At 69.7% G+C, this 12,951-nt stretch carries 13 protein-coding genes; 9 read left to right on the top strand and 4 right to left on the bottom strand.

Features of this window, described 5'->3' with window-relative positions; genetic code table 11:
- The first annotated feature begins 89 nt into the window (after positions 1-89).
- Positions 90-1,073: an LLM class flavin-dependent oxidoreductase gene (locus ACYVDG_RS17690; protein WP_460753637.1), complete on the top strand. Its 984-nt coding sequence runs from the start codon at positions 90-92 to the stop codon at positions 1,071-1,073.
- Positions 1,074-1,190: 117 nt separating this feature from the next.
- On the opposite strand, the gene ACYVDG_RS17685 is transcribed toward ACYVDG_RS17690, so the two are convergent.
- The gene (locus ACYVDG_RS17685) at positions 1,191-1,955 is read right to left on the bottom strand and encodes a DUF1932 domain-containing protein (protein ID WP_460753634.1); all 765 of its coding nucleotides are present in this window, start codon (positions 1,953-1,955) and stop codon (positions 1,191-1,193) included.
- Positions 1,956-2,019: 64 nt separating this feature from the next.
- Here ACYVDG_RS17685 and ACYVDG_RS17680 point away from each other — a divergent pair, with 64 nt between their 5' ends.
- The 8 genes from ACYVDG_RS17680 to ligK all read left to right on the top strand — a co-directional run bounded on the left by ACYVDG_RS17680 (position 2,020) and on the right by ligK (position 9,603).
- Entirely contained in the window at positions 2,020-2,715 is a 696-nt protein-coding gene (locus tag ACYVDG_RS17680; protein WP_460753631.1) for a GntR family transcriptional regulator, read from the top strand.
- A gap of 133 nt (positions 2,716-2,848) precedes the next feature.
- The gene (locus tag ACYVDG_RS17675) at positions 2,849-3,820 is read left to right on the top strand and encodes a DUF6282 family protein (protein WP_460753628.1); all 972 of its coding nucleotides are present in this window, start codon (positions 2,849-2,851) and stop codon (positions 3,818-3,820) included.
- Positions 3,817-4,581: an ABC transporter ATP-binding protein gene (locus ACYVDG_RS17670; protein WP_460753625.1), complete on the top strand. Its 765-nt coding sequence runs from the start codon at positions 3,817-3,819 to the stop codon at positions 4,579-4,581. The genes ACYVDG_RS17675 and ACYVDG_RS17670 overlap by 4 nt, the downstream gene beginning before the upstream one ends.
- Positions 4,581-5,438 (top strand): ABC transporter permease, encoded by an 858-nt coding sequence (locus tag ACYVDG_RS17665; RefSeq protein WP_460753620.1) that lies wholly within the window; start codon positions 4,581-4,583, stop codon positions 5,436-5,438. The genes ACYVDG_RS17670 and ACYVDG_RS17665 overlap by 1 nt, the downstream gene beginning before the upstream one ends.
- A 178-nt stretch (positions 5,439-5,616) precedes the next feature.
- Positions 5,617-6,642: an ABC transporter substrate-binding protein gene (locus tag ACYVDG_RS17660; protein ID WP_460753617.1), complete on the top strand. Its 1,026-nt coding sequence runs from the start codon at positions 5,617-5,619 to the stop codon at positions 6,640-6,642.
- A gap of 28 nt (positions 6,643-6,670) precedes the next feature.
- Entirely contained in the window at positions 6,671-7,846 is a 1,176-nt protein-coding gene (locus tag ACYVDG_RS17655) for a 4-oxalomesaconate tautomerase (RefSeq protein WP_460753611.1), read from the top strand.
- 16 nt (positions 7,847-7,862) lie between these two features.
- Positions 7,863-8,879, top strand: coding sequence for an amidohydrolase family protein (locus tag ACYVDG_RS17650; protein ID WP_460753606.1), 1,017 nt, complete (start codon positions 7,863-7,865; stop codon positions 8,877-8,879).
- Between the two features lie 40 nt (positions 8,880-8,919).
- Positions 8,920-9,603: a 4-carboxy-4-hydroxy-2-oxoadipate aldolase/oxaloacetate decarboxylase gene (gene ligK / locus ACYVDG_RS17645; RefSeq protein WP_460753603.1), complete on the top strand. Its 684-nt coding sequence runs from the start codon at positions 8,920-8,922 to the stop codon at positions 9,601-9,603.
- A 122-nt stretch (positions 9,604-9,725) separates the two neighbouring features.
- On the opposite strand, the gene ACYVDG_RS17640 is transcribed toward ligK, so the two are convergent.
- Genes ACYVDG_RS17640 through ACYVDG_RS17630 form a run of 3 tightly spaced genes read right to left on the bottom strand, consistent with a single transcriptional unit; the run spans position 9,726 to position 12,911 of the window.
- A complete protein-coding gene (locus ACYVDG_RS17640) occupies positions 9,726-10,097 on the bottom strand; it encodes a CGNR zinc finger domain-containing protein (RefSeq protein WP_460753600.1) in 372 nt (123 codons plus the stop codon).
- Positions 10,057-11,844, bottom strand: coding sequence for an amidase (locus ACYVDG_RS17635; protein ID WP_460753597.1), 1,788 nt, complete (start codon positions 11,842-11,844; stop codon positions 10,057-10,059). The genes ACYVDG_RS17640 and ACYVDG_RS17635 overlap by 41 nt, the downstream gene beginning before the upstream one ends.
- Positions 11,841-12,911, bottom strand: coding sequence for an agmatine deiminase family protein (locus ACYVDG_RS17630; RefSeq protein WP_460753592.1), 1,071 nt, complete (start codon positions 12,909-12,911; stop codon positions 11,841-11,843). The genes ACYVDG_RS17635 and ACYVDG_RS17630 overlap by 4 nt, the downstream gene beginning before the upstream one ends.
- Positions 12,912-12,951 lie beyond the last annotated feature (40 nt).

The following is a 12,951-nucleotide window of genomic DNA, read 5'->3' as shown; positions in this document are numbered from 1 at the left end:
CGTCGCCGGGTCCCCGCACGGGCGGGGTCCGACGCCCCGCCCCTGTCCGCTGCCGTCCTCGAACACGCGAACTGGAGGGGCCCGTGGAGGTGTCCTGCGCTTTCCCGACCGCCCTCGACTCACCGGACAACATCGCCCTGGCCGAACAGCTGGGCTACGACCGGGCCTGGGTCTACGACACACCCCAGCAGAGCCCGGACGTATGGATGACGCTCGCGCTCGCCGCGGAGCGGACCCAGCAGATCGGGCTCGGCCCCGGCGTGCTGGTGCCCAGCTTGCGCCACCCGATGGTCAACGCCACGGCGACCGCCACCCTCGCCGCGCTCGCCCCGGGGCGTGTCGCGGTGGCCTTCGGAACCGGCTTCACCGGGCGCCGCGCCATGGGCTACCGCGCGATCACCTGGGCTTTCATGGAGTCCTACATCCGCGCCTACCGCGGCCTGCTCCGGGGTGAGACGGTCGAGTGGGAGGGCGCTCGGATGCGGATGCTGCACCCCGACGGGCACGCCCCGGAACGGCCGGTCGACGTGCCGGTCCTGGTCGGCGCGCTCGGCCCCAAAGGGCATGAGGTCGCCAGCGAACTCGGTGACGGGCTGTTCACGACGCTGCAGCAACCGGATTTCATGCGCGAGTTCTCCTGGGTGCCCTACCTGGCGTGGGGCACGGTGCTCGACGAGGGTGAGGCTTCGGACTCCCAGCATGCGCGCGCCGCGGCCGGTCCCGGCTGGGCCCTGGCCTACCACGGTGCCTACGAGTTCGGTGGTCCGGACGCGGTCCGTGACCTTCCCGGTGGCCCGGAATGGCTGGATGCCGTGGAGCGGACGCCCGTCGAAGACCGGCACCTCGCGGTGCACGCGGGCCACTGCGTCGAGCTCAACGGACCGGACCGGGCGGCCTGGGATGCGGGCGGCCACGCGGTGCTGAAGGACGTGACGGTCAGCGGTACCCGCGACGAGGTCCGGCGCCGCCTCGACGACCTCGGGTCCAAGGGTGTCACCGAGATCGTTTTCCAGCCGTCCGGACCCGATATCCGTTCCGAGCTCGAACGGTTCCGCGAGGCAGCCGCTTCCTGAGGCGCTGCCTGCACTGCCGTCGCCGGAGCCCGCCGGGCTCTCCGAGGTTCCGCCCCGGTCGTTGTCCTCCCCCGACAACGACCGGGGCGGACGCGTTCGTGCTGTCCCTGAACGCTGTCAGGTGCTGAGGCGGTGCAGGTGCGCCAGTGTGGCCTCGGTAACGGGGTGTGCCACGCCGAGTTCCGCCAAGTAGGCCTGGGCGGCCTCCATCTCGTGGACACGGCGGCCGGCGTGCTGCCGTGTGCCTTCCACCAGGCGGTCGACCAGGGCCTCACCGCCTTCGCCGAACTCGGCGGCGATCTGGGTGCGCAGGTCGTCGGCGGCCCCGACGGTGCTCGCGGCGTCGAGCGACTCGATGATGAGCGCCGCGAGGCCCTTCATGAACACGCTGCGCAGCATCTTGCGCGCAGCGGCGTCGCCCGCGGTCCCGGAGACCGCTTGGACCGGGGTGCCCAGGGGTGAGAGCGCTGAGGTGAAAGCTTCCGCACCGCTGCCGGCGGCGAGCAGCGGGGTCCGGCTGCCGGCGCGCGGGACCGGGGCCATGACCGCGACGTCGGCGAAGGGCACGTCGGCGTCCGAGGCCACAACAGCGATCGCCTTCTTCTCCCCGGGGGAGAGCGTGTTCAGGTCCGCGTAGACCGCCGGTGCCGACATCAGGGGGAGCGCCTGGGCCGCGACCTTCTCGGCGGCGTCGGGGCCGACGAGGCTGATCACGACGTCAGCGCCGGCGAGCGCCTCCTCGAGCGCGGGGTGCTGCACGATAGGCGGTTCCGACAGTGCGACGAAGGGGTCGAAGCCCCGGACCCGGGCGCCGGCGCCCGCGAGCCCTTCTCCGATCAGCCTTCCGGCCTCACCCAGCCCGACCATGGTGATGACTGTCATCGCGTCCTCGGTGACGAGTGTCCTTCCGATGTGAACAAGATTATTTACAATAATGCACACGAACATGAGCGAAAGGAAGACCATGACCCAGGAGGCAGTAGACCATGGGACGCAGGGGAGCGTCAGCGACGCCGAACGCGTGGCGTCACGGCTTCGGCAGGCCATCGTCGCCGGCGACTTCGCCCCTCGGCAGCGTCTCGTGGAAACCGATCTCATCGAGATGTTCGACGCGAGCCGGGGCGCGGTGCGCGCCGCCTTGGCGACGCTCACGGTAGAAGGCCTCGTGGAGAAGATCCGCAACCGCGGTGCCCGGGTGCGCGCCGTCGACCTGGACGAGGCACTGGAGATCGTGGAGGTGCGCGCCGCACTGGAATCGATGTGCGCGGCCCGCGCCGCCATGCGCGTCGACGAGGTGGGCATGGCGAGACTGCGCTCCATCGGCGAGGTGATGCGCGAAGCAGTGGACGCGAGTGACGGGGAGGCCTATTCACAGGCCAACCGCGACCTGCACCAGGCGGTGCTGGACATCAGCGGCGCCAAGGTGGCGCCCGACGTCGTCCAGCGCTTGCGCGCCCAGAACGTGCGGTACCGCATCCGGCTGGCGTCGCAACCGCACCGCCCGGCCACGTCGTTGCCCGAGCACCTGGAGATCGTGGAGGCGGTCTGCGCGCAGGAGCCGGAGCGCGCCGCGGACGCCATGCGAGCACATCTGGAGAGCGTCTACCAGGCGACGCGGGAGTACTTCGCCGATCGGAAGTAATCGCTCATCGCCCGTGTTCCACCATCACCCCCGAAGAGGAGACCCACTCCTGACCTGATGTTACGTGGGTATTGACGGATGTGACCAAGATCGTTAACAATGTCGCTCACTAGTTCGTTAGCAAAGGGGCGGCATGTTGCATCATCAAGTACCCAGCGCACACGCCCGACAGCTCGTCGAAGGCGCCTACGACATCCACGTGCACATCGCCCCCGATGTGATGAAGCGCAGGGTGAGTGACCTCGAACTCGCCCCGCGCTTCAGGCAGCACGGCCTGTCGGGCTTCGTCCTCAAGTCCCACTACGCACCCACGGCCGAACGCGCCGAGGTGGTCCGAAGCGTCCACCCGGACGTCGACGTCCTCGGCGCCATCACACTCAACGCCTCCGTGGGCGGACTCAACCCCGTCGCGGTCGAGATCGCGGCACGCGGCGGCGCCCAGTTCGTCTGGCTTCCCACCGTGGACAGCGACAACCAGCGCAGCTGCCTCGCGGAAGCCCCAGAGGGCTCCACACCACCCATGTGGGCGCAGATCCAGCAGGACCTGCGGGACACGGGGATCATCAGCCCGACCGTCGACGTGCTCGACGAGGACGGCGCGGTCGGGGCCACCACCCGGCAGGTTCTCGACGTCATCGCCAAGCACGACATGACCCTGGCCACGGGCCACCTGCACGGTGACGAGTCGTCGAAGGTGATCGCGCTCGCCCGCGAACGCGGGGTCCGGCGCATCGTCGTCACCCACCCGGAGTTCACCTCGCAGCGCATCCCCGCGGAGCGCCAGAGGGCCCTCGCCGAACACGGCGCTTATCTCGAGCGCTGTCTGACCACCCCTCTGACCGGCAAGGTGTCTTGGAACGTGTGGCTCGACAACATCCGGTCGGCGGGTCCGGAATTCTCCGTCATCAGCTCCGACCTGGGGCAGCCGTTCAACCCGCCGGTCGAGGACGGCCTCGCCCTAGCCGCCGATGTCCTCCTCGACAACGGATTCTCCGATCAGGAAGTGCGTCTGATGGTGGTGCACAATTCACGTCGGCTCGCGGGAGCGGCCCCCCTGTCCGGCGCCCCTTCGGCCCACCGCGAGGAAGAGGCGGTCTCCGAATGAGCGTCGTACTGGAGGTCGAGCACCTCACCAAGGAGTTCCAACGCGACGATGTGGCCACGGTGGCCCTGCGCGACTTCAGCCTCAGCATCGAGCAGGGAACCTTCGTCACCATCCTGGGCCGCTCCGGTTGCGGCAAGTCCACCATGCTGAACCTGCTCTCCGGCCTCTCCAAGCCCACCGCGGGTCGGGTGCTGCACCGGGGCAGCGCGCACACCGGCCCCACGCCCGACATCGGCTACCTCACCCAGACCGACACGCTCATGCCCTGGCGGAGCGTGCAGCGCAACGTCGAGATGCCCATGGAGATCGCGGGCATCGGCAAGGGCGAGCGCGAGGCGAAGGCGCGCGACCTCGTCGCCAAGGTCGGCCTGGCCGACTTCGCCGACAACTATCCCCGCGAACTCTCCGGCGGCATGCGGCGCCGCGCCAGCCTGGCCCGCATGCTGGCCAACGGCGCCGAGACCATCCTGATGGACGAGCCCTTCGGTGCCCTGGACGCACAGCTGCGCTCCGAGCTCCAGCTGGAGTTGCTGCGGCTGTGGTCGGCGACCGGGCACACCATCGTGTTCGTCACCCACGACATCGAGGAGGCCCTGCTGCTCGGCGACCGCGTCGTCGTACTGGGACCGCTCGGCACCATCCTGTTGGACCAGGAGGTCGACATCGAGCGGCCGCGCGATCCCGACGAAACCAAGGTGCGACCACGGTTCGTGGAGCTGCACGGCACACTGTCCGCCGCGTTGAAGAAGGGAGCGCGGTAATGGCCCCTGGATCGGTTTCCCCCGCTCAGACGAACAACGGCCTGAGTGCGAGCGGCCCCGTCAAGGAGGTCCGCAGGCGCAGTTGGTGGTACCGCCACGGCCGCACCACCACCGTGTGGGGGTTGCGGGTAGGCGTGCTCCTGGGCTTCCTCCTGCTCTGGCACCTGGCCGGCGGGCTGGTCGCCAACCCCATGTTCATCTCCAGCCCGGCTGCGGTGGCCGAGCAACTGCAAGCCTGGATCCTGGACGGCACCCTGAGCACACACACCTGGATCACCATCCAGGAAGTGGTGCTCGGCTACCTGATCGGTTCCGTCACCGGTGCTCTCGCGGGCTTCGTGCTCGCCTCGGCCCGCATCGTCTACGACGTGTTCGAACCGTTCATGATGGCGCTGTACTCCATCCCGAAGGTGGCGCTCGCCCCGCTGTTCATCGTCTGGTTCGGCATCGGGATCGACATGAAGGTCATCCTGGCGGCCGTGAGCGTGTTCTTCCTGGTGTTCCTCAACACCGCCGCCGGTGTCCGCGACGTCGACCGCGGCCTCATCGACGCCGTCCGGCTGATGGGCGGATCGAACAAGGACGTCGCGCTCAAGGTGGTGCTTCCGGCCTCCATGTCCGGCCTCATGACCGGCCTGAAGGTCTCCATCCCGTACGCGCTCATCGGCGCGGTGATCGGTGAACTCGTCGCCTCCAACCGCGGCCTGGGCTACCTCATCAACGATGCCGCCGCGCAGTTCAACACCGCGGGTGTGTTCGCCGCGGTGGTGGTACTGACCGCGCTGGCCATGGTCCTCAACGCCCTCGTGGGCGTCCTGGCCTCCCGGGCCAACCGCTGGAAGCCGCTCGACGCCTAGCTCCGGATCCTGACTGCGGGCTTCTGGTTCCTGGCTTCTGACTCAGGCGTCCCGCGCAGGCCCCAGGCCCTGCCCATGGGAGCAGGCCGGGCCCGCGCCCGCCACACGGGCCCACGCGGTCCACCCCCCCGGCCGGGAGTGCTTACCGGCCGCCCAACCCGATCGAGAGTCACACATCATGAAACTCAGCACACATCTCAGGACGGCGGCCGCGATCGCGGCGACCGCAAGCCTCATCGCCACCTCAGGCTGCGCCGACGGCGCGGCCGACTCCGATCCGGATGTCCTCAACGTGGGCCAGATCAGCGACTCCGTCGCGTTCTTCCCGCTCCACGTCGCCGAAGAGGAAGGCTTCTTCGAGGACGAGGGCGTCGAGATCGGTGAACGGCCCCGGCTGGGTACCGGAGCCAAGCTCGCGGCGGCCCTGACCTCCGGTTCCATTGACGTCGGCGCGGGCGTCCTCACGGACGCCTTCAACCTGGCCGAGAACAACCCCGACACGCAGATCACCGGCTCGCTCGTCACCGAGTACTACGTGGACGTCGTGACGGCCTCGGACTTCGACGGGGCCGACGCGGATGCGCCCCTGGAGGAGAAGGTCCGCTCCCTGGAAGGCAAGGAGATCGGTATCACCGGGCCCGGTTCCGGCACCGAGGCGCTGCTCATCTACCTGTTCGAGCAGGTGGGTCTCGACGCCAAGACCGACGCCACCCTGGTCAACCTGGGTGCCGTCCCGTCATCGGCCATCGGTGCCCTGTCCGGAGGGCAGGTGGACGCCCTGGCCTTCTTCCAGCCGGCCGGTCAGATGGCGGAGGCGGAGGGGGTGGGAGACATCTACATCTCCCCGCAACGCGGCGACGTCCCCGACCTGTCCGGCGCGCTGCACGGCTCCCTGTTCAGCACCAACGAGGTGATCGAGCACAAGGGCGAACAGATCGACGGCTTCAACCGGGCCGTCAACCGGGCGCTGGAGTTCATCGAGTCCGACCCGGAGGCGAGCTCGGAACTGCTCTCGGACTACCTCGACGGCACCGATCCCGAAGCGGTGGAGGCCCTCACGGAGATCCTCCCGCAGGAGTTCGCCACCTCGTCACTCGTGACGGAGAGCGCTTTCGGCGTCGCGGTGGACTTCCACTTGCAGTCCCACCTCATCGACGAGGCGCCCGAGTACGGCGACCTGGTCTGGTCCGAGGTCCAGGAGTAGCAGCCCGTTGGACCGCACGAGGACAGAGATGACACGTTCGAAGACACCACCGGCCCAAGAAGGACGCTCCGGGGCAGCACTCCGCGGGAGCCAGTTGGCGATCCCCTCGGTCCTGATGCGCGGCGGCACCTCCCGCGGACCGTTCTTCAACCGCGCGGACCTGCCCACCGATGACCAGACGCTCGCCCGGGTGCTCCGGGCCGCTCTCGGCTCACCCCATCCGTTGCAGATCGACGGCCTGGGCGGTGGGCATCCGCTGACCGCCAAGGCCGGCATCGTCGGCCCGAGCGATGAACCGGGCGTCGAACTCGAGTTCCGGTTCGCCCAACTGCAACCCCACGACGGCTCAGTGGACATGCGGGCCAACTGCGGCAACCTGCTGGCCGCGGTCGTGCCTTTCGCCATCGAGACCGGGATGGTCGTGCCCGAAGACGACACCACCAGCGTGCGGGTGCGCACTGTCAACACCGGAGCGGTCGCGGAGATCTCCGTGCGTACACCCCTCGAGAACGGTGTGCGGGGCGTCGCCTACGGCGGCGACACCCGTATCGACGGTGTACCCGGCACGTCTGCGCCGGTGACGATCGGGTTCCTCGACACCGCCGGTTCGATCGCCGGTTCCCTGCTGCCGACAGGGAACCCGCGTGACACGGTCGAGGTTCCCGGAACAGGGCCGGTCGAGGTCACCTGCATCGACAACGGGCAACCCCTCGTCATCGTGTCCGCCACGGCACTCGGCGCCACCGGGAAGGAGAGTCCCGCCGAACTCGCCGCGGACTCCGCACTGTGTGCACGGGTCGAGGCGCTGCGCCTGGCCAGCGGCACGCTCATGGGCCTGGGCGACGTCTCGGGCCGCAACTACCCGAAGATGACGCTGGTCTCGCCGCCGCTCCACGGCGGCGCCGTGGCCACGCGCAGTTTCATCCCCCATACCGTCCACGAGTCGATCGGCGTGCTGGCCGCAGTCACCGCAGCCACCGCCTGCGTACTCCCCGGAACGGTCGCGCACGATCTGGCGGAGCTGCCGGTCGGCCACGGCTCCGAAACCACCGTCTCCGTCGAGCATCCAAGCGGTTCCTTCGAGGTCAGGCTCGGCCGGGAGCCCGGAGACAACACCCGCTTCACCCGTTCCGCGCTCGTGCGCACCGCACGCGCGCTCATGGCCGGAGAGCTCTACGTCCCACTGAGCATCTGGAATCCCTGAAGAAGGAAAAGCACTGATGATCATCGACTGTCACGGCCACTTCACCACCGCGCCCGCCGCGCTCGGTGCATGGCGTCAAGCCCAGATCGCCGCACTCGACGGTGGCCCCGGGCCCGGTGAACTCCGCATCGGCGACGACGAGTTGCGCGAGGCGATCGAGAGCAACCAGCTCGTCCTCATGGACCAGCGCGGGATCGACCTGACCGTCTTCTCACCGCGGGCTTCCTTCATGGCCCACCACATCGGTGACTCAGCCACTTCCTCCCAGTGGGCCAGGATCTGCAACGACCTCATCGCCCGCGTGGCGGAACTCTTCCCCGACCGCTTCGCCCCCGCCGCCATGCTCCCGCAGTCCCCGGGCGCGGACCCGGCCGACTGCCTGCCCGAACTCCGGCGCGTTGTGGAAGAGCTCGGGGCGGTGGCGATCAACATCAATCCGGACCCCTCCGGTGGACTGTGGGACTCGCCCCCGCTCACCGACCGTTCGTGGTATCCGCTCTACGAGGCGATGTGCGAGTACGACATCCCCGCGATGGTGCACGTCTCCACCAGCGTCAATCCCGCCTTCCACACCACGGGGGCGCACTACCTCAACGCCGACACGACGGCCTTCATGCAGCTCGTACAAGGCGACCTCTTCGCCGACTTCCCCGACCTGCGCCTGATCATCCCCCACGGCGGAGGGGCGGCGCCCTACCACTGGGGGCGGTTCCGCGGGTTGGCGATGGCCCAGGGCAAGCCCGAGCTGGAGAAGCACGTGCTCGGCAACGTGTACTTCGACACTTGCGTGTACCACCAGCCCGGCATCGACCTGCTGCTGGACGTCGTCCCGCCGGAGAACATCCTGTTCGCCTCGGAGATGATCGGCGCCGTCCGAGACGTCGACCCGCGTACGGGCCACCACTTCGACGACACGGGCCGCTACCTCCTCCGCGCCGACCTGACCGACTCCGCACGCGAAGCGGTCTTGGCGGGCAACGCGCGCCGGGTGTACCCGCGCCTCGACGCCCTATTGAAGAGCCAGGGCCGCTGAGTACCGGCCCGCATCCGTCCACCCACCCACGAGGAGAGTCATGACCGAGCTCGGAGTCGTCCACCGCTCCATCGAACGCGCCGCGCCGGAGGCCGTGGAAGCACTGTCCCGTTTCGGTGTCGCCACGGTTCACGAGGCGCTCGGCCGCACCGGCCTGCTGCGTCCCTACATCCGACCGATCTATCCGCAGGCCAGGCTGTGCGGAACCGCGGTCACCGTGCTTCTGCAGCCCGGCGACAACTGGATGTTCCACGTCGCCGCCGAACAGATCCGGCCCGGTGACGTCGTTGTGGCCGGGTGCACCACGGAGTCCGAAGACGGATTCTTCGGCGAGCTCCTGGCCACCTCCTTCCGGGCCAGGGGTGCGGCGGGGCTGATCATCGACGGCGGTTGCCGCGACGTCGACGAGCTAGCCGAGATGGACTTTCCTGTGTTCAGCCGCGCGATCAGCGCCAAGGGCACCGTGAAGGCGACGCTGGGTTCGGTCAACGTGCCGGTCACCGTGGCCAATGCCCAGATCTCCCCCGGCGACGTCGTCGTCGCCGACGCCGACGGGGTCGTGGTGGTACCCCGCGAGTCCGCACCGCAGGTAGCCGAGGCGGCTCGACGCCGTGAGGAGAACGAGGAGTCCAAGCGGGCCCGGTTCCGCGACGGCGAACTGGGGCTGGACCTCTACGGCATGCGCGAGAAGCTGGCCACGGCGGGCCTGCGCTACCTCGACTGATCATCGCGGCAGCTTAGGGAGGTGTCGACGGCATCCACGAGGCGGTGGATGCCGTCGGCATTTCGGGCCGCACTACTCGCCCCGGACCGGACGCGCTCGCAGCCCTAGCACTGGAAGACGCTCTATGTACGCCGTTGACGAGCGCGATAGGCGCGGACCCGGCTTCGGTTGAGACAGGTTGGGGAGCAGTACCGTCGGCTGCCCCTTCCGGAAGTACGGACGAAGACGTCGACGCAGTCGTCCCCGGCGCAGGTCCCGCTCGCCTCCCATCCGTGGGACACCACGCTTTCGATCAGAGTGACCACGCATCGGGCGAGCTCCCCGCTGGAGCCGACCCACGCCAGCGTTCCGTCGGCGCGGATGCGGGGTGCGAGTCCGACGGTTCCGGCGAGGTCGTTCAACCGCCGGGCGCGCTGCGTATCGCCGTCCGTACCGAAGACGGGCCACAGCCGCTCAGCGACAGCCTTCGCCGCCCTGGCGTGCGCGGACGTCATCGACAGCGCGGCAACGGTCATCTGACCCGAGGCGCGGCGTTCTGGGGGGCTCTTGGCGGCGGTGCCCGGTCGCCTCGAAGGCAGCCGCGATCCGCAGGAGGCGAGCATCGTCGTAGGCGCGCCCGGCGAAAGTCAGCCCCACGGGCATGCCGGTGTCGGGCATCGTGCCCATCGGCACCGTCACGGTGGGGATGCCCAGGTGGCGCCAGACGAGGTTGCCGTTGGCGACCCACACGCCGTTGCGCCAGGCGATGTCGGCGGAGTCGGGGTTCACGTCAGCGTCGGCCGGGGCGACGTCGGCTACCGCTGGGAAGGCGATCGCGTCCAGGCCCAGGCGGTCCAGCCAGTCCTCGAAGTCCACCCTCCGGGTGCGCTCCAACCCTCGGAGCCCCTCCTCCAGGTGCGGGATCTCGGTGAAGGAGGAGATCCCCGTGCGGCGCACGAACTCCGGGTAGGCGGCGATGTCGTCGTCGAACCCGTCGTAGCGGTCCGGAAGGGCGTTCGGGTCGTGCGGGAAGACGCGCTCGCCGTCGACCTGCCCCAGATCGTCCAGGAGCGGATCGCCGTTGGCGCGCAGGAAGTCCTGCCAGGCCCAGGCGGACAGGTCCAACAGCTCGCGGTCCAGGTAGTCCCGGCTCACCAGCCCGCGGGTCCTGATCGTGGGCGCCCCCGGACGGTCCCCCTCGTAGTTGCTCACCACGGGAAGGTCGGCCTCTTGCACCAGGACGCCGGAGGCCTCCAAGTCGGCCCGGGCCGCCTCCCACAACCGCAACACGCTGGGCCGGGTGGCCACCGGCTGTCCGGTCGGCCCGCCGATACCGGGGGCGGCCGCGGTTCCGGCTTCGGAATCCTGGCCGGTGTAGAGCCGCGGCGCACCGATCCGGAGCCCGTCAAGGGCCCGCCGACCGGCGTCCGCGTCGGCCACACCCAGGTCGGCGAAGGTTTCGGGCCGTACCGTCGAGGCCGCCGGGACCTCGATCCACGGCTGGCTGCGCCAGAAGTCCCCGCGCGGCTCGGCGTCGTCGGCGACGATGACCTCCAGCAGCTCGAACATGTCGGCCATGGTGCGGGTATGGGGCACCACGACGTCCATCGTGGGCACGAGCGGCCAGTTGCCCCGGATGGAGATCACCCCCCATGACGGTGTGTAGGCGCACAGCGCGTTGTTGGAGGCGGGGGCGCGCCCGGAGGACCAGGTCTCCTCCGCCAGTCCGAAGGCGGCGAAGCTGGCTGCCGTGGCCGTTCCCGAGCCGTTGGAGGATCCCGAGGCGAAGGCCGAGGTCAGGTAAGCACCGTTGTAGGGGCTCTCGGCACGCCCGTACACGCCGCGCTGCATGCCGCCGTTGGCCATGGGCGGCATGTTGGTCAGGCCGATCAGCACCGCGCCGTTCTCCCGCAGGCGCTGCACCGTGAACGAGTCGCGCTGGGCGGCGAGGTGTTCGAAAGCCGGTGATCCGGCCGCGACCGTCAGCCCGCGGGACTGGTAGCTGTTCTTGGCGGTGTAGGGGATCCCGTCGAGAGGGCCCAGGGTCTGCCCGCGCGCCCGGCGCTCGTCGGAGGCCCGGGCCTCGGCGACGGCGTAGGGGTTCATCACCACCACTGCGTTGAGCGCGATCCCGCCGTGGTCGTAGGCCTCGATGCGCGCCAGGTAGGCCCGCACCAGATCCTCGCTGGTCACACGGCCCTGCTCGAGGTCCACGCGCAGTTGCGGGATCGTGGCCTCGACGACGTCGTAGGGCTCGGTCACTGGGACCTCCCCTTCAAGCGCGGAGCCGGCTGCTGCTGGGTGATGCAGTGGATGCCGCCGCCGAAGCGGAAGATGTCACGGGCGTCGACCTGTTCGATGCGCCGCCCGGGGTAGGCCTCAGCCAGGATCCGTGCGGCGGCGTCGTCCCGCGGGTCGTCGAAGGCGCACAGCACCACGACCCCGTTGGCGACGTAGTGGTTGATGTACGACCAGTCGACGAACTCGCCGTCGTCGTCGGTCAGGGTCTCGGGGGCCGGGACGTCGACGATGCGCAGCGGCTTGCCGTCGGCGTCGACGGCGCCCTCCAGGACCCGGCGCAGGTCCTGCGTGACCAGGTGGTCGGGGTGGCGGGCGTCGTCCTGGCGGTGCAGCAGCACGGTGCCGGACTCGGTGAAGGCCGCCACGATGTCGACGTGCCCGCGGGTGCCGAGCTCGTCGTAGTCGCGGGTGAGGCCCCTGGGCAGCCAGACGGCGTGCCTGGTGCCCAGTTTGGCGTGGATCTCCGTCTCGACGTCGCCCTTGTCCAGCCCCGGGTTGCGGCCCGCGTCCAGCTGAACGGTATCGGTGAGCAGCACCGTGCCGAAGGCGTCGACGTGGATGCCGCCGCCTTCGTTGACCAGGGTGCTGGGGATCCGGAGCACCCCGGCGACCTCCGCCATCCTGCCGCCCAGGAGCCGGTCGGACTCCCAGTCCGCCCACTGCTGGGCGCCCCAGCCGTTGAAGACCCAGTCGACCCCGTGGACCCGGCCCTGCGCGTCGTGGACGAAGGTCAGCCCGGAATCGCGCATCCAGGCGTCGTCCAGGGGCAGGACCGCCGTGTCGATCTCCGGACCGATCAGGGCCGCGGCCTCGTCGGTGTCGTCGGGGGCGACCACCACCGTCACCGGTTCGTACCGCGCGACCGTGCGGGCCACCTCGGCCCAGGCCGCGCGCGCACGCCCCAGGGACCGGCCCCCGCGCGGGCCGAAGGTGTCGTTGGGCGGCGGGAAGGCCATCCAGGTGCGCTCGTGCGGCGCCCATTCCGGCGGCATCACCGTGGGACCGTCGGCGGGACTGTGAGCGATCATGTCAATCCTTGTCGTGGAACAGGGCGCTGGAACCGGACGG

It is taken from the genome of Nocardiopsis oceani, assembly GCF_054777395.1.
Note: the sequence above shows the minus strand (reverse complement) of the source record. Positions and strands in the feature narration are given on the sequence as shown.

Coding starts and splice junctions, on each gene's coding strand:
- ACYVDG_RS17685 (WP_460753634.1), bottom strand. CDS start 1,955: ATGACAGTCATCACCATGGTCGGGCTGGGTGAGGCCGGAAGGCTGATC.
- ACYVDG_RS17680 (WP_460753631.1), top strand. CDS start 2,020: ATGAGCGAAAGGAAGACCATGACCCAGGAGGCAGTAGACCATGGGACG.
- ACYVDG_RS17675 (WP_460753628.1), top strand. CDS start 2,849: ATGTTGCATCATCAAGTACCCAGCGCACACGCCCGACAGCTCGTCGAA.
- ACYVDG_RS17670 (WP_460753625.1), top strand. CDS start 3,817: ATGAGCGTCGTACTGGAGGTCGAGCACCTCACCAAGGAGTTCCAACGC.
- ACYVDG_RS17665 (WP_460753620.1), top strand. CDS start 4,581: ATGGCCCCTGGATCGGTTTCCCCCGCTCAGACGAACAACGGCCTGAGT.
- ACYVDG_RS17660 (WP_460753617.1), top strand. CDS start 5,617: ATGAAACTCAGCACACATCTCAGGACGGCGGCCGCGATCGCGGCGACC.
- ACYVDG_RS17655 (WP_460753611.1), top strand. CDS start 6,671: ATGACACGTTCGAAGACACCACCGGCCCAAGAAGGACGCTCCGGGGCA.
- ACYVDG_RS17650 (WP_460753606.1), top strand. CDS start 7,863: ATGATCATCGACTGTCACGGCCACTTCACCACCGCGCCCGCCGCGCTC.
- ligK (WP_460753603.1), top strand. CDS start 8,920: ATGACCGAGCTCGGAGTCGTCCACCGCTCCATCGAACGCGCCGCGCCG.
- ACYVDG_RS17640 (WP_460753600.1), bottom strand. CDS start 10,097: ATGACGTCCGCGCACGCCAGGGCGGCGAAGGCTGTCGCTGAGCGGCTG.
- ACYVDG_RS17630 (WP_460753592.1), bottom strand. CDS start 12,911: ATGATCGCTCACAGTCCCGCCGACGGTCCCACGGTGATGCCGCCGGAA.